This is a genomic window from Stenotrophomonas sp. (assembly GCF_050737575.1).
In the GTDB taxonomy this organism is placed as follows: Bacteria; Pseudomonadota; Gammaproteobacteria; order Xanthomonadales; family Xanthomonadaceae; genus Stenotrophomonas.
On sequence record NZ_JBOHXW010000009.1, the window covers coordinates 12,439 to 31,398 of the forward strand.

At 63.1% G+C, this 18,960-nt stretch carries 17 protein-coding genes and 1 pseudogene; 7 read left to right on the top strand and 11 right to left on the bottom strand.

Features of this window, described 5'->3' with window-relative positions:
• Positions 1 to 8: 8 nt before the first annotated feature.
• The gene (gene flgB, locus ACREP4_RS15390; protein ID WP_431597074.1) at positions 9 to 407 is read right to left on the bottom strand and encodes a flagellar basal body rod protein FlgB; all 399 of its coding nucleotides are present in this window, start codon (positions 405 to 407) and stop codon (positions 9 to 11) included.
• 327 nt (positions 408 to 734) lie between these two features.
• The gene (locus tag ACREP4_RS15395) at positions 735 to 1,679 is read right to left on the bottom strand and encodes a chemotaxis protein (protein WP_431597075.1); all 945 of its coding nucleotides are present in this window, start codon (positions 1,677 to 1,679) and stop codon (positions 735 to 737) included.
• Between the two features lie 112 nt (positions 1,680 to 1,791).
• Here ACREP4_RS15395 and flgA point away from each other — a divergent pair, with 112 nt between their 5' ends.
• The 4 genes from flgA to ACREP4_RS15415 all read left to right on the top strand — a co-directional run bounded on the left by flgA (position 1,792) and on the right by ACREP4_RS15415 (position 4,451).
• Positions 1,792 to 2,436 carry a flagellar basal body P-ring formation chaperone FlgA gene (flgA, locus tag ACREP4_RS15400; protein WP_431597076.1) on the top strand — a complete coding sequence of 215 codons (645 nt, stop codon included), beginning with the start codon at positions 1,792 to 1,794 and terminating at the stop codon, positions 2,434 to 2,436.
• A gap of 65 nt (positions 2,437 to 2,501) precedes the next feature.
• Entirely contained in the window at positions 2,502 to 2,804 is a 303-nt protein-coding gene (gene flgM / locus ACREP4_RS15405; RefSeq protein ID WP_269791857.1) for a flagellar biosynthesis anti-sigma factor FlgM, read from the top strand.
• A complete protein-coding gene (locus ACREP4_RS15410; protein ID WP_431597077.1) occupies positions 2,801 to 3,139 on the top strand; it encodes a flagellar protein FlgN in 339 nt (112 codons plus the stop codon). Before flgM ends, ACREP4_RS15410 begins: the two co-directional genes overlap by 4 nt.
• A 91-nt stretch (positions 3,140 to 3,230) precedes the next feature.
• The gene (locus tag ACREP4_RS15415) at positions 3,231 to 4,451 is read left to right on the top strand and encodes an ATP-binding protein (RefSeq protein WP_431597078.1); all 1,221 of its coding nucleotides are present in this window, start codon (positions 3,231 to 3,233) and stop codon (positions 4,449 to 4,451) included.
• A gap of 103 nt (positions 4,452 to 4,554) precedes the next feature.
• On the opposite strand, the gene ACREP4_RS15420 is transcribed toward ACREP4_RS15415, so the two are convergent.
• Both ACREP4_RS15420 and ACREP4_RS15425 read right to left on the bottom strand, forming a co-directional pair.
• A complete protein-coding gene (locus tag ACREP4_RS15420) occupies positions 4,555 to 6,285 on the bottom strand; it encodes an EAL domain-containing protein (protein WP_431597079.1) in 1,731 nt (576 codons plus the stop codon).
• 23 nt (positions 6,286 to 6,308) lie between these two features.
• Positions 6,309 to 7,268 (bottom strand): annotated as a pseudogene (locus tag ACREP4_RS15425) (sensor histidine kinase); the annotation flags it as partial.
• 424 nt (positions 7,269 to 7,692) lie between these two features.
• Here ACREP4_RS15425 and ACREP4_RS15430 point away from each other — a divergent pair.
• Positions 7,693 to 10,464 (top strand): bifunctional diguanylate cyclase/phosphodiesterase, encoded by a 2,772-nt coding sequence (locus tag ACREP4_RS15430; protein ID WP_431597152.1) that lies wholly within the window; start codon positions 7,693 to 7,695, stop codon positions 10,462 to 10,464.
• Between the two features lie 712 nt (positions 10,465 to 11,176).
• Here ACREP4_RS15430 and ACREP4_RS15435 read toward each other — a convergent pair.
• From ACREP4_RS15435 to ACREP4_RS15460, 6 genes are all read right to left on the bottom strand, one after another.
• Positions 11,177 to 11,410 (bottom strand): hypothetical protein, encoded by a 234-nt coding sequence (locus tag ACREP4_RS15435; protein ID WP_431597080.1) that lies wholly within the window; start codon positions 11,408 to 11,410, stop codon positions 11,177 to 11,179.
• Positions 11,411 to 11,485: 75 nt separating this feature from the next.
• Entirely contained in the window at positions 11,486 to 12,676 is a 1,191-nt protein-coding gene (locus ACREP4_RS15440) for a methyl-accepting chemotaxis protein (RefSeq protein ID WP_431597081.1), read from the bottom strand.
• Positions 12,677 to 12,801: 125 nt separating this feature from the next.
• The gene (hflD, locus tag ACREP4_RS15445) at positions 12,802 to 13,416 is read right to left on the bottom strand and encodes a high frequency lysogenization protein HflD (protein WP_431597082.1); all 615 of its coding nucleotides are present in this window, start codon (positions 13,414 to 13,416) and stop codon (positions 12,802 to 12,804) included.
• 10 nt (positions 13,417 to 13,426) lie between these two features.
• Positions 13,427 to 14,548 (bottom strand): tRNA 2-thiouridine(34) synthase MnmA, encoded by a 1,122-nt coding sequence (gene mnmA / locus ACREP4_RS15450; RefSeq protein WP_431597083.1) that lies wholly within the window; start codon positions 14,546 to 14,548, stop codon positions 13,427 to 13,429.
• Positions 14,545 to 15,006 (bottom strand): NUDIX hydrolase, encoded by a 462-nt coding sequence (locus tag ACREP4_RS15455; protein WP_431597084.1) that lies wholly within the window; start codon positions 15,004 to 15,006, stop codon positions 14,545 to 14,547. Before ACREP4_RS15455 ends, mnmA begins: the two co-directional genes overlap by 4 nt.
• A 2-nt stretch (positions 15,007 to 15,008) precedes the next feature.
• Positions 15,009 to 15,446, bottom strand: coding sequence for a YbjN domain-containing protein (locus ACREP4_RS15460; RefSeq protein ID WP_431597153.1), 438 nt, complete (start codon positions 15,444 to 15,446; stop codon positions 15,009 to 15,011).
• 143 nt (positions 15,447 to 15,589) lie between these two features.
• Between ACREP4_RS15460 and clpS the strand changes: the two genes are divergently transcribed.
• The gene (clpS, locus tag ACREP4_RS15465) at positions 15,590 to 15,910 is read left to right on the top strand and encodes an ATP-dependent Clp protease adapter ClpS (protein ID WP_431597085.1); all 321 of its coding nucleotides are present in this window, start codon (positions 15,590 to 15,592) and stop codon (positions 15,908 to 15,910) included.
• Between the two features lie 319 nt (positions 15,911 to 16,229).
• Positions 16,230 to 18,509, top strand: a complete 2,280-nt coding sequence (clpA, locus tag ACREP4_RS15470) for an ATP-dependent Clp protease ATP-binding subunit ClpA (protein WP_431597086.1) — start codon at positions 16,230 to 16,232, stop codon at positions 18,507 to 18,509.
• Between the two features lie 200 nt (positions 18,510 to 18,709).
• Here the strand turns inward: clpA and infA are convergent, their stop codons facing one another.
• Positions 18,710 to 18,928 (bottom strand): translation initiation factor IF-1, encoded by a 219-nt coding sequence (gene infA, locus ACREP4_RS15475; protein WP_005409596.1) that lies wholly within the window; start codon positions 18,926 to 18,928, stop codon positions 18,710 to 18,712.
• Positions 18,929 to 18,960: the final 32 nt, after the last annotated feature.

An 18,960-nucleotide genomic window follows, 5' to 3' on the forward strand; every position in this document is an offset into this window, starting at 1 on the left:
AGCGCCCCTTACTGGCCGGTGATCGCAGTGAGCATGCCGCGCACCTTGGATTCAACGAAGCTCAGCGACGCGCGGTATTCCAGCGCGGCGCGACCATAGGCGGCGCGTTCGGTATCCGGATCGACGGTGTTGCCGTCCAGGCTGGGCTGCGCGGCCTCGCGGGTGATCTGGAACGGATTGAGCCCATCACCGCCAATGGCGAAGTGCTGTTCGGCGGTAGTGGTCATCAGACCGTTGCCGGTCGCTCCCTGGGCATGGCGCAGGGCGGCGTCGAAATCGAGGTCGCGGGCCTTGTAGCCGGGGGTGTCGGCATTGCTCAGGTTGCTGGCGATCAGCTTCATGCGCTGCTCGCGCAACGGCATGGCCTGGGCGTGGATGCCCAGGTAGTCGGAAATCAGGTTGGCCATGTGGAACCTCCCACGGAACGTTGCCGGGGAAGTTGCAAGGCGCGTGCCAGAGGCTGGGGGAGAGGGTGTAGAAGGCAACGGCGGCCCTCATCCGCCCTTCGGGCACCTCGCTCCGCACCCCGGCCTCGCACAGCGTGCTAGGCGTTCAGTCATGCACGAGCCAGTGGCTCGTAAGCCGCATGCCTTCACCCCGCGTGCGGGAGAAGGGATGCAGCGCCCCGGCATTCATGCAGAAACCCATCCCTTCTCCCGTAGAACGGGAGAAGGTGCCCGAAGGGCGGATGAGGGCAAGCTCTTCGCTCTAACTAAAGGCCTCAGCCAGCAACCTCAAGCCGTCTCAGCCACATGCCGCAGCCGGGTCAGCACAAAGTCCGCCAATTCATGCGGGCTGTACTTGGCCACGAAGGCATTGGCGCCCACGCGTTCGACCATGGCGTTGTTGAATACGCCCGACAGGGAGGTGTGCAGCAGCACATACAGCCCCGCCAAGCCCGCATGGCGGCGGATTTCCGTCGTCAGGGTGTAGCCATCCATCGCCGGCATCTCGATGTCGGAGATCACCATCGCATAGCGCTCGGCAGGGTTCTCGCCGGCCGCGTGAATCTGCAGCAGATGGTCAAGCGCCTGCTTGCCGTCGGACAGCAAGGTGGCGGTGACGCCCAACTGGTCGAGCACGCTGCGAATCTGCTGGCGCGCCACCCGCGAGTCGTCCACCACCAACACCTGCATCGGCGGCGCATCGGCGGGCAGCGCCATTGACGGATCCAGCACCGCTTCGCCGCGCAGCTGGGCGATATCGGCCAGCACGCTTTCCACGTCGATCACCTGGATCAATTCGCCCTGAAAGCGCGTAACTGCCGTCAAATAGGTGGATTCAGCGCCCAACTCCGGCGGCGGTTGAATGTCTTCCACCGCGATATTGACGATGCGCTCCACGCCGCTGACCAGAAAACCCTGCACCGAGCGGTTGAACTCGGTGACCACCAGATAGCCCGGCGACCGATCCGCTTCGGGTTCCCGCTCTGGGTGGCCAATGGCCAGGCCCAGATCAAGCACCGGCACCGAACGCCCGCGGACATCGGCCACGCCCGCAAACTGCTGGGGCAGGCCGGGCACCTGGAACAGCGAGGGCCGGCGAAGCACTTCCTGCACCTTGAAGACGTTCACGCCAAAAAGCTGGCGGCCGCCGAGACGGAACAACAGCAGCGCGAGGCGGTTGTGGCCAGCCAGTCGTGTGCGCTGGTCGATACGGTTGAGCAGGTCTTGTGACATGCAGCCTGTATCGGCGGGCAGGGCGCGCAACTTGAGTATCGCCGACATCGGGTTCTGGCACGGCGCTTGCCTGTGTCCAGCCGTACTTCAATCGCCGGGAGGCTTTGCCCGCATGCGCCTGCTCTTTTCTATATGTCTGTTGTTGCCGGTTGCGGCGTGGGCGACTGCATTCCAGCCGGTCGAAACGATCCGCGCGGCCGCGCTGTCCACGCTGGCCGTTGGCGAACAAGGCGAGGCCGGCGTGGATGCCGGGCTGCGCCTGCCGGCCTGTCCGTCGCCCTTGCAGGCCCGCGCAACCGCCAACACCACGGTGGAAGTGGCCTGCCCGCAAGCCGGTGGCTGGCGCTTGTTCGTGCCGGTAAAGGTGCGCCGCGAGCAGCAGGTGCTGGTGCTCAATCGTGGCGTGGCCGCTGGAGAAACCCTCGCTGCTGCCGATATTGGTAGCGTGAAGCGCGATACCGCCCGGCTTGCCGGGTCGGTGTTGTCAGCCCCGGAAACGGCGGTCGGCCAGGTGGCCCGCCGCGCTCTGTCGGCCGGTAGCCTGCTGTCGGCGACCGACCTGGTGGCCCCGCGTATCGTGCGCCGTGGCGATACGGTGGCCCTGGTGGCCCGTCGCGGCGGCGTTGAAGTGCGGGTCTCAGGGCGCGCCCTGGGCGACGCCGGGGCAGGCGAGCGGGTTTCGGTGGAAAATCTGTCTTCACGGCGCGTGATGCAGGGTATAGCCGCGCCGGGTGGCGATGTGCTGGTCACCCGATAATTTTTGCTAAAGAACCTCCGGCCACTGCCGTTATCGTTTTTGAACCGAATCAGGATTTCCGTCACATGAGCCAGAAAATCGACGGTGGAATCGCTGCCGCAGCGCAACTGCGCAGTGTTGCAGTCAACACCAAGGTAGCCCCGGCCGGTGAAGCCAAGACCCAGGCCGTGCAGTCCGTGGACAGCGTGCGCTTGACCGACGAGGCCACCCAGCTGCAGGCCATGCAGCGCGAGCTGAGCACGGCCCCGGCCGTTGACATGGCCCGCGTGCAGGCCGTCCGTGAGGCACTGGAAAATGGCAGCTACCGGATCGATCCGGATGCCATCGCCTCGCGCATGCTGGACCTGGATCAGCAGCTGCGCGGATGAACCTCACCCAAGGTGACCCGCTGCAGCGGCTGAGCGAGGCGCTGGATGGCGAACAACAGGCGTTGGTCGAACACGACGTCGCCGCGTTGGTTGCCGCCACCGGCAAAAAGCTCGAAGCCCTGCGTGAGCTGGAGCGGCATCCGCCGCTGCATGAAGCCGCGCGCCTGAAAGAGCTGGCCGACCGTAACCATGCCAATGGCGTGTTGCTGTCCCGCCGTCGTCGCGAGGTCAACTGGGCATTGCGCCAGTTGGGCCGCAGCGAAGACGCGCCGGCCTATGACGCCAAGGGTCAGGCGCAGATGATGCATACCCGCCGCCCGCTCGCGGTGGCCTGAGCAGGTCCGTTCGCCCGCCCCAGCACGGGGCGGCAACCGCGTAACGCATCCAGCTATAGTGACGGCCCATCCCCGCGCCGTGCCCGTAGCCGTGACTCAGCCTTTCAGCTCCCCGTTTGCTTCCCTGCCATCCGAGGCCGTCCTGCGCGCGCTGGGTGAGCGCGTGCGGCTTGGCATTCTCGTGTTCAATGGCAAGTTCGAGGTGAGCATCGCCAACAAGTTGGTGCGCGAACTGTTCGGCGTGGATGACGAGGGCAGCGCCAGATTGGCGCGCAATCTTGAAGCCCTGTTGCCGCCATTCGCACTGTCGCAATCGCGGGAAGCCGGCACCTGGACCGGCAGCCTGCCAATCGGTGAGCGCGTGATCACCGTGCACCTGCACCACCACTCCGAGGCTGGGAGCGAAGCCTTCCTCGCGATGTTCCAGCAACTGGAGGGGCCGGAAGACTACGAGCGCGAGTTGCAGCAGCGTCATGCTGAGCTGCGCCAGGCGTATCTGCGTTTGAATGGCACTCAGGAAAAGTTGCTGCAATCGGAAAAAATGGCCTCCATCGGTCAACTGGCTGCTGGTGTCGCCCACGAGATCAACAACCCCATCGGCTATGTGCATTCCAACCTGGGCAGCTTGCAGGAATACCTGCGCAGCCTGTTCACGGTGATTGAGTCCTATGAGCGCGCCCTGCGCGCGCCCGATCCGAAGTCGCAGATCGCCGAGATCGATGACATCCGCAAGCGTCTGGATATCGACTTCATCAGCCGCGATCTGCCGCAGTTGATGGCCGAGTCGCGCGAGGGCATCGAGCGGGTGACGCGCATCGTTCGCGACCTGAAGGACTTCTCGTATTCCGGCCGCGACGAGTCGTGGAAGCTGGTGGACCTGCATGCCGGCCTTGAATCGACCATCAACATCATCTGGAACGAACTCAAGTACAAGGTGACGCTGGAGCGTCGTTACGGCGAATTGCCGATGATCGAGTGCCTGCCGTCCGAGTTGAACCAGGTCTACATGAACCTGCTGCTCAACGCCGGCCATGCCATCGCCGATCGCGGCAACATTGCTGTCAGCACCGGCGTGGATGGCGACGAAGTGTGGGTGGAGTTCCAGGACGACGGCGCCGGTATTTCGGCGGACCTGCGCCAGCGTATCTTCGACCCGTTCTTCACCACCAAGCCGGTGGGCAGCGGCACCGGTCTGGGCTTGTCGATCTCCTACGGCATCATCAACAAGCACCACGGCCGCATTGATCTGGAAAGCACGGTAGGTGAAGGCTCACGCTTCCGCATCGTCCTGCCGATCCGCCAGCCCAAGTAGGAGCGGCTTCAGCCGCAAAGCTACCGCGCTTTCCGGCAGGGAACAACGTCAAGCATCCGTCGGCTGGGAGTGCGCTTTGCTGCGCCCCTGCCAACGGCTGCTTCTATACCGGAACCCCGCCGCGTTTCTCATCATGCGTGCGGAATGCCTGACGAATATGCTCGCGCAGTTCGTCGTCATTCCAAGGCTTGGTCAGGAAGCGATAGATTGCGCCACGGTTGATGGCGTCGGTGACGGTATTCAAATCGGTGTAGCCAGACAGCACCAGGCGGATCGTGTCGGGATACAGCATCTTCACCCGGCCCAGGAACTCGGTGCCGCTCATGTCGCTCATGCGCTGATCGGACAGAATCACCTGCACGTCGTTGATCGCCAGCAGATCGAAGGCATCACGCACGTTGCCGGCGGCAAGAATCCGGTAGCCGTCGCGGCGGAACAATCGCACCAGCGAGCGCAGTACGTTTTCCTCGTCATCCAACAGCAGTAGCGTGCGGTCGGGGCGGGTCTCCGCAAAGGCTTCCGGACGCAGATAGCGGCGGCGTAGCGTCATGCCTGCCGCATCGGCGGACATCGGTTCGCCAAACAGATAGCCCTGGAACACATCGCAGTCATTGCGACGCAGAAAGCCCAGCTGCGCCTGCGACTCGACGCCGTTGGCGATCACTGTCATGCCCAGTTGGTGGCCCATGGCGATGATCGCGCGACTGATGGCGGCCTCGCGGTTGGCGGCCGGTGCACTCTTGATGAAGCTGCGGTCGATCTTGAGTTTGTCCACCGGGTAGCGCACCAGTGCGCTCAAGCTGGAGTCACCGGTGCCGAAGTTGTCCAGGCTCAGGCTGATGCCTTCGTTGCGCAGGTTGGCCAGGGTTTCGTGGACAAAATTGACGTTGTTGGTGAGCGCGCTTTCGTTGATCTCCAGCGTCAGCATGCGCGCCGGTACACCGATGGATTGCAGCGCGGCCATCACTTCGGTGAAGAAGTTGGGGCGCAGCAACTGCAGCGTGGACACATTCACTGCCACGTTGAAATCTTCAAAGCCCTGGTCGCGCCAGATGCGCGCTTGCCGTAGCGTCATCTCCAGCACCCAGGCGCCAATCTGCACGATGATGCCGAGGCGCTCGGCGGTGCGCATGAAGCGCTCGGGCACCAACATGCCCAGCGTCGGTGACTGCCAACGCAGCAGCGCTTCCATGCCGACCACGTGACCGTCGCGCGCACTGACCAGCGGTTGGTAACGCAGGCGCAGTTCACCGTTGTCGATGGCGTCCACCAACTGCCGCGAGATGATGCTTTCGCTGTGCGCGCTGCTGGGCTTGTGCAGCACATGCACATGCACGGTATTGCCGCCTTCGCGGCTGGCCTGATGCAACGCGTCTTCGGCAAGGTCCAACAGTTTGGTGGTGGTGGTGCTGTGTTCAGGGCACAGGCTCACGCCGATCTTGCCGGTGAGAAACAGCGTGTACGGCAGCACCGACAGCGGCAATTCAATCTGCTGGCGTACCTGCTCGGCAATGGCTTCGGGCGATGCGCTGTCGCCGTTGCGTTCGATGGCCAGCAGGAACTCGTCGCTGCCATGCCGCCACAAGCGACCGCGCCCGGCCAGAAATTCGCGCAGGCGTTCGGCAATCATTTCCAACGCTTGGTCGCCAACTTCCGCGCTCATGTTCTCGTTGACCGAGGCGAAGTGGTCGATGTCCAGATGCAGCAGCATCAATGACGGACCATGACGATTGGCGGCTTCCACCATCGCCAGCAGTTCGGGGTTGCCGGCGCCCAGACGGACCGTGCGCGCTTCCGTGCGTTCCGGGCTGGGCGAGGGGTTTTGACTCCACATATGAACGTTGTCCTGGTGTTTCGTCAGGGTGCGGTGGTGTAGGGCAGGCGCAGATTGATGCAGGTGCCTTCGCCGGGTGCGGTTTCAATCTGCAGGCTGCCGCCTGCGCTCTGTGCGCGTTCGCGCATCACGATCATGCCCAGCCCGCGCGGTGCGGATGGATCAAAGCCTTCGCCATCGTCGATAACCTGCAGCAGCAGTTCGCCATTGCGACCATCGCGCAGCAGCAGCGACACCTGACTGGCGCGCGCGTGACGCAGCGCATTGGTCAGGCCTTCCTGGGCGATACGGAAACAGGCCTGTTCAACTTCGTTGCCGGGGCGGTGGGCGAGGGTGTCCACGTTGAGCAGCAGCTCGACCGGTGTGGAACGGAACAGCATATTGGCCTGCCACCGCAACGCGGCCTCCAATCCAAGCGCGTCCAACTGCGGCGGACGCAGCAGCATCGAAAGATTGCGCAGCTTGACCACCGTACTGTCGGCCAGCTCGATGATCTGATCGATGTCTTCCTGCCGGCGCGCCGTGTTCTCTTCATCACGTGCGGCACCGGCGGCCAGTTTCATCGCAGTGATGGCCTGGCCAATATCGTCATGCAGATCGCGCGAGATGGAGCGGCGTTCATCTTCCTGCAGCGAGAACAAGCGGCCGGCCATGGCCTGCAGTTCCGCATTGCTGGTGGCCAAGGCATTGCGCCCGCGCTCCAGCTCACTCAGGTCATGGATCACAAACAGCCTGCACGGCAGTCCCGCATGGACCACCGGGCGGGCGCTGACCGAAGCATTGAATGGCGTGCCGTCAGGCCGTTGCAGCTGCACCGTGGCCAGCAGGTTGTCGCCTTCGTTACCGGCAACCGCTGCGAGCAGAATCCGGCCGATGTCGGCCAGATCTGCCGCACGCAGCATCGTCGCGGCTGCGGGATTGGCGTAATGCACGGTTTGTGGACTGACAATCACCAGCCCGTCGAGCAGCGCAGCGCCGAGTTGTTCGACGAAGTGCAAAGCCTCATCGCCTTCATGCTTGGGCGAAATGCGTGCCTTGGTGTATCGCCAGCCCCACAGCGCAATCAACGCCGCCAGCAGAAGCAGCCCGATGGCGGTCACACTCCAGTGCATCCCGATGCCCCCCATTCTTTGGCCAAAAGTTTCATCACGGTGACAGCGGCCAGCGTTGGCTGAATTGGTGCGCAAGCCTGCTCTGCGATACATCGCAGCCCTCGCCCTGGCAGGGCCGGAGCCGGCACAGGAAGGAGGATGGCCAAGCCGGTATCCATGAGCGCGTGAGAGTTCGGGGCCAACAAAGTGCCATCTTAACGACTTGTACGGATAGGGACGACGCAATGCTCAATTCTGAGCGGCGCGTGCCGTTATCGGTTTAGTCCCCGGTTTGTCGGGCATGGAGATAGATCGCGTGGATCGCGGCGTAATAGCAAGCCTGCTCAGCCATCCATTGGATGCAGCCGTGGTGCTGCTGGATACGGAAGGCCAACCCTTGGCAGCCAACGCGGCGGCCAAGGAACTGGGATTGCCCGGGCGCCTGTCACGCTATACCGGCCAGCTGTCGGGCATCCGCCAGCAAGCGGCGGCGCACGGGCCGTTGTCCTGCCCGCTGCCCGGCACCCAAGCGTCACAACAAGGTTGGTTGAGCCGCTTGCAGGCGCCTTCGGGCGCTGCGCTGGGCTACCTGTATTCGGTAACCGGCGACATCGAATCCGCAAACATGCTGTGCCGTATGGCGATGCAATCCGCCGGGCATGCACTTTGGGATTGGGACGTGGTCGCCGACCGCGTCACCCACATCGGCGCGACACCGCCCGAGCAGGCTCTGCCGTCGGCCGGGCTGCTGGAACACGTCCATCCGGACGAACACGCGTTGGTCAGACAAGCCATCGCCGCGCATCTGCATGATCCAGGCACGCCGTTCGCGTGCCAGTTTCGCCTGCGCGACGCGCACGGGCAGTGGCGCTGGGTGATCGACAAAGGCAGCGTGATCACACGCGGCGCAGACGGTCAGCCACTGCGCATGGTGGGAACACGCACCGAACTGCCGACACACCGTCCACTGGAAGAAGAAATCCGCTCCCAACTGGCCTTGCTGCAGCGCGCCCAACAAGCCGCTGGCATGGGAACGTGGGCCTGGGATTGCAGGCTGCACCGCATGCATTGGTCGGCCGAGGTTGCTGCCGCCGTTGGCTGGGATGGCAACGCGTTGCCAAGCGGCCGGCAATGGCTGCGACAAGTGCCGACGGATGCACGTCAGCATCTCCTCGTCAGCTGGCGCCGCCTGCTGGTTGATCCGCAGCCGTTGTGCTTTGAGCTGGCCTGGGGCTTGGACCCGCTGCTGCAGCAGCAACTGCGCGTATGGCTGGAACCGGAATGCGACGCCAACGGCAAGTTGCTCCGCGTGATTGGTCAGGTGCAGAACATCAGCGGTCAGCGTCGCACCGACGCGCTCATCCGCTGGCGCACCGAATTATTGAATCGCGTCTCGGCGCTGGGCCGCATCGGCGGCTGTGAAATCGAAGTCGAGACGCGTGGCATGCAGTGGACCGAGGAGTGCTACCGCATTCACGGACTGCGCAAAGCGCCGATCACGCTGGACGAAGCGCTGGCGTTATATACGCCGGACTCCCGCGACAGTTTTGAAGCGGCTCTGCAACGCATTATCGACGGTGGCCTGCCGGAACAGCTGGACCTGTGCTTTTACCGGCCGTCAGGCCAGCGTATCTGGGTGCAGGTGCTGATCGAACTCGACAAACGCGACGGTTTGCCCGAGCGGCACGTTGTGCTGTTTCGTGACATTACCCGCGAGCGCGAAGCCGATGAGCGGATGGAGCTGCTCGCACACTATGATCTGCTGACCGGTTTGCCGAACCGCATGTTGCTGCGTGAGCAAGCCTCGGAAGCGATTATGGAAGCGCGTGATCGTGGTGCGACCCTGGCCATGCTGTTCGTCGACCTGGATGGCTTCAAGGCCATCAACGATAGCTACGGTCACGCGACCGGCGATATCTTGCTGAAGTCCGCCGCCTCGCGGCTGCATCAGAATCTACGCACTGCCGATCTGTTTGGACGCTTCAACGGCGATGAATTCATCGTCGTGCTGCGCAATCTGGTGGAGCCGGAAGATGCCGGTCATGTGGCACGCAAGTTGATCGCGTCACTGACCGAGCCGCTCTATCGTGAAGACGTCACCCTCAAAGTTGGGGCGAGTGTCGGTATCGCATTGCTGGACAGCAGTCGCTGTGATTTCGACAGCTTGCTGCGTGCGGCCGATGCCGCGATGCATGCAGCCAAGGAAGCCGGTCGCAATACGTATCAGTACTACAGCCAGGACGCGCTGGCGCGCACGCAGCGTCGTCTGGATATCGAGCACGCGCTCAACGGCGCCATCGACCGCGACGAGTTCAGTCTTGTCTATCAGCCGCTGGTACATGCCATCGGCGACCAGCCGCCCTCAATCGAAGCGTTGCTTCGTTGGGAAAGCGCGCGGCTTGGCCCCTGCAGCCCGGCTGAATTCATTCCCATTGCCGAGAAATGCGGCGAGATCATTCGCATTGGTGATTGGGTGCTGGATGAAGTCTGCCGGCAGGCGCGTGTGTGGCAACAGGCAGGGTTGTGTTTTGACCGTGTCGCGGTCAACGTCTCGGCGCTGCAGCTGCGCGAGCGTGGCTTTGCTGAGCGCGTCATCGCGCTGTGCAATCGACACGGCTGGTCGCCTACGCGTCTGGAACTGGAACTCACCGAATCTGCGTTGATCCGCGATACCGACGCATTGCGGCAGTGCTTTGATGTGTTCGAGCGCCACGGCGTGCCGTTGGCGGTAGACGACTTCGGCACCGGCTTCTCCAATCTGCACTATCTCAACCGCTTCCCGGTGCAGCGTTTGAAGATCGACCGCAGCTTCGTGCAGGGAATGCTGCACGACACCGGCACCGCGGAAGTCACCCAGGCCATCGTGCACCTTGGCCATGCGCTCGGCATGCGTGTGGTTGCCGAAGGCGTGGAAACGCCTGCGGAGGCCTCGATGCTGCAACGGCAGGGCTGCGACGAACTTCAGGGCTATCTGTTCTCACAGCCACTGCGTCCCCGCGAGATGGTGCAGTGGCTGCGCAGCAGTGAAGAAGGCGTGCCGGGCACGCGTGCCGAGGCTTTTGCTGCGCAGGCTTCAGCGACACTTTGACAGTGGGCGACGAATAACGCGGGGCATTGCTTTCAGCCCCGCATGCCGCCACATCGAAATCTACGCCACAGGACACGAATCCCGGACGGCGGGGTTACGGGCGAGATCGGAAATGCGACTTGCCGTCATTCCCCCGAAGGCGGGGCTTCCAGTCGATGAATGTCGGGTCATCGCTCTGCGCATAGCTGTATCAACACACCGTAGCCCGGGCAAGCGAACCGCGCCCAGGGCGCTTCGCGGTTGTCCCATCGTGCGATTTGAAATCAATTGACTGTGATCAGTTGCTCACGGATCTGCGTTCGGTATACGTCGAAAAACTCCAGGCATTCATCAGTCAACATGCAGCCTGATGACCATGATGCTGTGTCCGTCGATTATCGTTCGGCGATCGCTGAGAGCCCGGGGTGCGCTGCACTTACCCGAGCTGCAGGGGCGTTGGGCCCATTCGGAACCACGCTCCACGACGAGATCAGAAATGCGACATATCGTCATTCCCGCGAAGGCGGGGCTTCCAACCGACGAATGCTGGGGCATTGCTCTGTGCGGCGCTACGTCAGCCACCATCACCCGGATAAGCGAAGCGCATCCGGGGTGCTTCGCCGACCGCTCATTGGTCAATGGACGCTTCGTCGCGGGCTTCAAGGGTCGATCTGAGGCCCGACAGCAGTAATGCGACATTCGCCGACTCGCTCGGCTGCAGCGTCTCAGCACCTCAACGCGCCGACAAATCCCAGTCGATACTGCTCATCAACCAATCCGGTGCTTCCGGCGTCGTGCATTGCGCACGTAGCATGGCGAATTCTTGTTGAGCGGCTTGCTCAAGCGCGATCAGTTGCTGCTTGCGTGTCGGCGCTACGGCCGCCGAGGCTGCAACAGGAAGCGTCGCGGATTCCTGCGGGAGCGTGCCAGATTCCGCCGCATGCTCGGGCGTATTGGATAACGTCATGGCAGTGCGGAATGGACGCATGACAAAGCCCCGGTCATGAACCGGGGCTTTGCTGAAGAACGAGGCAGGGCAGAATCAGAACAGTTCCACCGTGCCAGCGCCCATGCTCTGCTGCGTCACCGGCTTGTGCGGCGGACGCTCCCATTCGCTGCGCATTTCACGCAGGCGGCTGCCGGTACGTTGCAGCGTGGCAACCATCTCACCATCGAACACGCCGCCGTTACGGTGCAACAGTTCCTGCAGCGCGACGGCTTCGCGGTTGATTGCGCCCAAACGGTCCAGGTGCGTGTGCACGCCGCCCAGCGCCTGGGTCGCAATGTCCTCGAACTGCAGTGCGCGCACCGCTTCGGCAACGCTGCCATCGATGGCGCGGCCGCATTCGGAGATCTCACGCATGCCTTCGCCCAGTGAGGCGTTGATGGCCGCAACGTTGTCCAGCATTGATGCGGCTTCCTGGCGCGCTTCACGCGAGCGATCCATGTCGCGCGAGGCCATGTGCGAAACCGTCTCGCGGACCTTGGCGATGGCGTCCTTGGAGCTGTGCGCCAGCTTGCGGATCTGCTCGTTGAAGGTGGTCGAACGCTCGGAGAGGTTGCGCACCTCGTCGGCGACCACCGCAAATCCGCGACCGGCTTCACCGGCGCGCGCGGCTTCGATGGCGGCATTCAGTGCGAGCAGATTGGTCTGGTCAGCGATGGACTTCACGTCTTCCAGCAGCGCGAAGATGCCGTCCAGGTGCTGCGCCATCTGATCGATGTGCTGCACGGTGTTGGAGCTTTGGCCGCTGACCTGTTCCAGTGCTTCCACCAGCTGTTCCATCTGTTGGCTGGCGTGCTGGGCGAAGCGGGCGACATCCAGCCCGGCGCTGCCTTCGTCACCGGTACGGTCGACGATGCGGGCCAAGGCCTGGCTCTGCTGCCGCGAGCGACGATTCATGGCGTCGAAGCTGCCGCCCAAACCACCGACCGCTTGGCGAATGAGTTCGCGGGCGCGCTCGATTTCGCTGCGCGAACCGTCGATTTCATTGCTGACAAAGCTGCGCAGTTCGTTGAGCAGCTGATCCTGCTCACGCAGAACCTTGGCGTGCTCCGGTGAGCGCTGGGTCTGCGAATGCACACTCCACCAGGCAAACACCAGCCAGCTCAGCACCATGGTGGTCAGGATCGCCCAGACGGCGGCCGTAGGCCAGGCAAGTGCAGCAGCAAGCGGCAGCAGAAAAGTGAGGGCCAATGGGGCGGCCAGGCGAATTGCAATACGTGAGTACATGGACGTTCTCGGGAGAGTCACGAGTGCAGTATCGGCCGTAGGCCAAGCCTCTTTAGCACTGCGATCACAAACGTCGAACCTGTACCGCAGCCCCGTATGTGAACAGGGCTGCGTAGCGAAAGGCCTTAGCGCAGGCGGCTTTCGATTGCTTCGAGCATCTTCTTGCGTGAGAACAGGAAGTCCATGTAGCTGCCGCCCAGCTGGCGCCAGAGCACCGCCGAACGGACCGCTGCCAGTAGCAGGGCACGGATCTCCGACACCACGGCGGCCTGGCCCAGGTAATGCGGGTTGCCCTGCACCATGATCTTCGGCTTGAGCTGGCTGATGGTGTCGGCATACAGGCTGCCCAGCGCCGACAAAACGTCCGGATGGCTGCTGTCGCCCAGTTCCTGGGCGCGTTTCGCCGCCCGTTCGATGCCGGCGGTGACCTTGTCCACGGTGGCGTCTTCACGCACGAAGCGGCGCTCCAGCTGCATCACCGACAGTGCCAGGCGTGGCAGCAGATCGTCCTTGCCCTGGTTGCGGAAGTAGTCGCGCAGCAGTCGCAGGCCGGCTTCCACCTGGGTGGGGCTGCCGTAAACCGCCCCCGGCGAGCCGGCGTCGATGCGCATCACGCTGTCCATTGCGGTACGCACGATGGCGTTCTCCGAATGGCCGGTTTCAGCGATGCGGCGCACCTGCTGCAATGCCTGGGCAATGCCGGCCAGGGCAAGTACGCGGTCATCGATGGAAAAGCTCATGGGTTACCTCTCAAAGGGAAACGGGGGCGCCCAATCGGCGCTCCAAAGGGGCATCAGTGGCGGCGATCACCGCGCCACCCAGGCATTGCGCGCCGTCGTACAGCACCAGCGACTGGCCCGGCGTCACCGCCCGCTGCGGGCGGCTGAAGCGCACGTCCAGCGTACCGTCGTCGCGGACCTGCACGCTGCACGGTTCGTCGGGCTGGCGGTAGCGGGTCTGCGCAGTGCATTCAAATTCGCGCGCGGGCGGGGCTCCGGAAATCCAGTGCATCGTCTCGCTGCGCAACCAGTTGGACTGCAGCCACGGGCTGTCATGGCCTTGATCAACGTACAGAATATTGCGCTCCACATCCTTGCCGATCACAAACCACGGTGCGGCAGGACGGCCGCGCACGCCGCCGATGTTCAGGCCTTCGCGCTGGCCCATCGTGAAATAGAACACGCCCGGATGACGCGCGATGACCTGCCCATCTGGATCGTGGATCTCGCCTTCGCGGGCGGGCAGGTACTGGCCGAGGAATTCGCGGAAATCGCGCTCGCCGATGAAACAGATGCCGGTGGAATCCTTCTTGGCGTGCGTGGGCAGGGCGGCATCGCGGGCGATACGCCGCAGCTCGCTCTTTTCCAGGTGACCAATCGGGAACAACGTTGCGGCCAGCTGGGACTGGCCCAACTGGTGCAGGAAATAACTTTGATCCTTGCCACGGTCGGCACCGCGCAGCAGCTGCCACTGGCCGCCGGACTTCACCACCTGCGCGTAATGGCCGGTCGCAATACGCTCAGCGCCCAGTTCGTGGGCGGCATCGAGGAAGTGCTTGAACTTGACCTCGCGGTTGCACAGCACGTCCGGGTTGGGCGTGCGGCCGGCGGCGTATTCGGCCAGGAAGTGCTCGAAAACGCCTTGCCAGTATTCGTTGGAGAAATCGCGGAAATGGAAGGGAATATCCAGCCGACCGCACACCGCCACGGCATCCCGGCGGTCGTCTTCGGCGCGGCAATGACCGCTGCCATCGTCGGCCCAGTTCTGCATGAACAGGCCGGCGACATCCAGGCCCTGCTGGACCAAGGCAAGCGCGGCAACGGACGAATCCACGCCGCCGGAAACTCCCACAACAACGCCAGGGCTACTCACAACACATGCCTCAAAAGGGACAGCGGATAACGCTGGCCAGCCAGCCAATCCGAGGCCGTTTGCCATACCAGCGGACTACGCAGCCGTGCCATGTCGGCCTGCAGCTGCTGCGGTGTCAGCCACAGTGCCTGCACGATACCGACGTCCAGCGGCTGCTCCGGATGATGGCGCAGCGGCTCGGCGGCAAAGGCAAAGCGCAGGAACGGCGTGCCGTCGGCGGCGGTCCATTGATAGGTGCCGATGAAACCGGTCAGGTGCACGCCCCAGCCAGTTTCCTCACGGGTTTCGCGCACCGCCGCCTCAAGCAGGCTTTCATCCGGCTCCAGGTGGCCGGCCGGCTGGTTCAGTACCCGCCGGCCGTTCTTTTCCTCTTCCACCAGCAGCAACTGCCCGGCGCGGGACACCACGGTGGCCACGGTGACCCGTGGCGCCCATCGCTGGGACTGCAAAGCATTCACGCTTAGTAATCGTCCTTCTTGGTCAGTTCCAGCTCAATGGCATCGGCGCTGCGGGAAGCGGCATCAATGGCATCGGAGAGCTGTTCAGCAGTGGCATTGGCATCGATCTTGACCACAAACATGGCCAGGTCTTCCTGCTTCACCCAGCTGCCCATCTTGGCTTCGTTGGAGTCTTCCAGCAGGCGGTTGGCGACAGCGGCCGGGAACTGCGGGCTGGGCGACTTGTAGCCGGGTGACCAGATTTCGCGAACGCGGTGGGTGCCATAGGTTTCGACATTGGAGCGCACGAACACCATCTGGGTGCGGTCGTCTTCCAATTCAAATACCAGGCGATAGTCGCCGTCTTCGTCCACCTCGTACTTGTACTCCAGCGTATCGAGCAGACGGCCGGTAGCGGCGTCCGGCTCGGCAGCAAGTGCGCTTCCTGCCGCGCCAGCCATCACAGCGGCCATTGCGATACTTGCCAGATACTTCTTCATGCGATCCCCGTTGGTGGTTGATTGACCTGCAAATTGTGCGGGGCCGAGGGGGGCGGCGTCCATTGGCAGGAGGGCAGGGCGAGCGGAAACGCTATAATCGGCGGATGCCTTCAACGCCCCAACACGAAAACGACCATGGCCTGCTGGTCGCCCCCAGCAAGCCCGAGATCGCGCCGCCGCCGCAATACCAGGTGATGTTGCTCAACGACGACTACACACCGATGGACTTCGTTGTGACGGTGCTGCAGAACTTTTTCTCGATGGACATGGACCAGGCCACCCAGGTGATGCTGCACGTCCATACCCGCGGGCGCGGCATTTGCGGCGTTTATACCCGCGAAGTTGCCGAAACCAAGGTCGCCCTGGTCAACGAATTCTCGCGGATGAACCAGCATCCGCTGCTATGCACGATGGAGCGGGCCTGAGCCCAGCCAGTCGGGCTCAGGCAGCCATCTGGCCTGCCCGGAACTGTGCCCCACGTTGCGCTGAAGTCGATCCAACCGCTGCGTAAGACGCGCGGTTGCAATCCATTCCTGGCTGGGAAACAGCGTCCCGCGCGGACATGCAATGTCCTGTCGTGACCACGCAATGACGGCCTTTTCGTGGCCAAAAAGCTGAATGCAGGATTCACCAACGGTCGGTTTGCCGTTTTTTTCTGACGCGGCGTGTACATCTCCGTCGCTAGGGTGCTGGAAAACGTGAAGCAAGGCCGCATATTGTCTTCAACCGGAACCGGAGTGCCCCATGTTCAGTAAAGACCTCGAGCAGACCATTGGTCAGTGCTACAAGCGCGCCCGCGAGGCCCGTCACGAGTACATGACGGTTGAACATCTGTTGTTGGCCCTGCTTGAAAACGCATCCGCCCAAGCCGTTCTGAAGGCCTCGGGCGCCGACCTTGAGCGCCTGCGCGCCGAGTTGGAGAAGGCGATCAACGCCTCGGTGTCGATTCTGGCCGAAGACGATGGCCGCGATACCCAACCCACGCTGGGCTTCCAGCGGGTGTTGCAGCGGGCTGTTTACCACGTGCAATCCTCCGGCAAGAAGGAGGTCACCGGCGCCAATGTGCTGGTGGCGATCTTCGGCGAGAAGGAGTCGCACGCGGTCTATTACCTCAACCAGCAGGACGTGACCCGTCTGGACGTGGTCAATTACCTGTCCCATGGCGTGGCCAAGAGTGGCGATGATGCCGACAGCTCGGGCTCGCTGGATGGTGAAAGTCGCGTCGAAGGGGCGGAAGGCGAGGGCAAGGGCGATTCGCTGACCGAATTCGCCAGCAATCTCAATGAACAAGCCAAAGCCGGGCGGATCGACCCGCTGATTGGCCGCCGCGATGAGATCGAACGCACCATCCAGGTGCTGTGCCGCCGCCGCAAGAACAACCCGCTGTACGTGGGCGAGGCCGGCGTCGGCAAGACCGCCATTGCCGAAGGCCTGGCCAAGCGCATCGTCGATGGTGAAGTGCCGGCGGTGCTGGCCGACGCGGTGATCTATTCGCTGGATCTGGGTGCGCTGGTCGCCGGCACCAAATACCGCGGCGATTTTGAGAAACGTCTCAAAGGTGTGATTGGCGCGCTGAAGAAGATCCCCAACGCCGTGCTGTTCATTGACGAGATCCATACGATCATTGGTGCCGGCTCGGCCTCGGGCGGCACCATGGACGCGTCCAACCTGATCAAGCCGGCGCTGGCGTCGGGCGAGCTGCGTTGCATCGGCTCGACCACGTTCCAGGAATACCGCGGCATCTTCGAGAAGGACCGTGCGCTGGCACGGCGCTTCCAGAAGATCGACATCGTCGAGCCGACCGTCGGCGAGACCTACGAAATCCTCAAGGGCCTGCGCCCGAAGTACGAGGCGCACCACAGCGTCACCTACGGTGACGACGCGCTGCAGGCGGCGGTGGAGCTGTCGGTCAAGCACATCGGCGACCGTTTGCTGCCGGACAAGGCCATCGACGTGATCGATGAAGCCGGCGCGCGCCAGCAGTTGCTGCCCGAGGGCCAGCGCAAGGCGCATATCGACATCGAGGAAATTGAAACCATCGTGGCCAAGATGGCGCGCATTCCGGCCAAGCAAGTCACCGCGACCGACAAGGACGTGCTCCGCCACCTGGAGCGCAACCTGAAGATGGTGATCTTCGGCCAGGATCCGGCCATCGACAGCTTGGCCTCTGCGATCAAGTTGTCGCGCTCGGGGCTGGGCAATCCGGAAAAGCCGATCGGCAACTTCCTGTTCGCCGGCCCCACCGGTGTGGGCAAGACCGAGGTCACGCGTCAGTTGGCGCTGCAACTGGGCATCGAGCTGGTGCGCTTTGACATGAGCGAGTACATGGAGCCGCATTCGGTTAGCCGTTTGATCGGTGCGCCTCCGGGCTATGTCGGCTTTGACCAGGGCGGCTTGTTGACCGAAAAAATCGTCAAGACGCCGCACTGCGTGCTGCTGCTGGACGAGGTGGAAAAAGCGCATCCGGATATCTTCAACATCCTGTTGCAAGTCATGGATCGCGGCATTCTCACCGACACCAACGGTCGCGAAGCCAACTTCAAGAACGTGATCCTGGTGATGACCACCAATGCCGGTGCCACCCAGGCGGCGCGCCGTTCGATTGGCTTCACCAAACAGAACCATGCCACCGACGCGATGGAGATCATCCGCAAGAGCTTTACGCCGGAGTTCCGCAACCGCCTGGATGCGGTGGTGCAGTTCCAGCCGCTGGGCTTCGAGCACATCCTGCGCGTGGTGGACAAGTTCCTGATCGAGCTGGAAATGCTGCTGCAGGACAAGCACGTCTCGCTGTCGGCCACCCCGGCGGCACGCGAGTGGCTGGCCCAGCACGGCTTCGACCCGGAGATGGGCGCCCGCCCGATGAGCCGCGTGATCCAGGACAAGATCAAGCGTCCATTGGCCGACGAGTTGCTGTTCGGCAAGCTCGTGGGCGGCGGCAAGGTCAGCATCGATGTGCGCGAGGGCGAGTTCGTGGTCGACATGCAGGCCGAGCCGGAGCATCTGCTGCCAGCGACTGTGTAGGAGCGGCCTCGGCTGCGAAGCCGACACAACATGCCCGTTTCACGCCAGTCGTGAGGCGGGCATTTTCTTTGGGCCGATCAGCGAATGGTCTTGCCGGCTTCGCGGTATCGGCTGCTCCTGCGAAGCGCGGGATATATCGCAGCCACGCAAAAAAGCCAGCCCTGGGGGCCGGCTTTCTGGCTAACGCCTTGGTTACCGCATTACTTCATGCGGTAGGTAATACGGCCCTTGGTCAGGTCGTACGGCGTCATCTCGACCTTGACGCGGTCGCCGGTCAAGATGCGGATGTAGTTCTTACGCATGCGGCCAGAGATGTGGGCGATGATTTCATGCCCATTTTCCAGACGAACACGGAATGTGGTGTTCGGCAGCGTCTCGCTGACGGTGCCTTCGAACTCGATGGAGTCGTCTTTCGACATGTAGTCCTGTGCGGTTCTGCGGACGGCCCAGC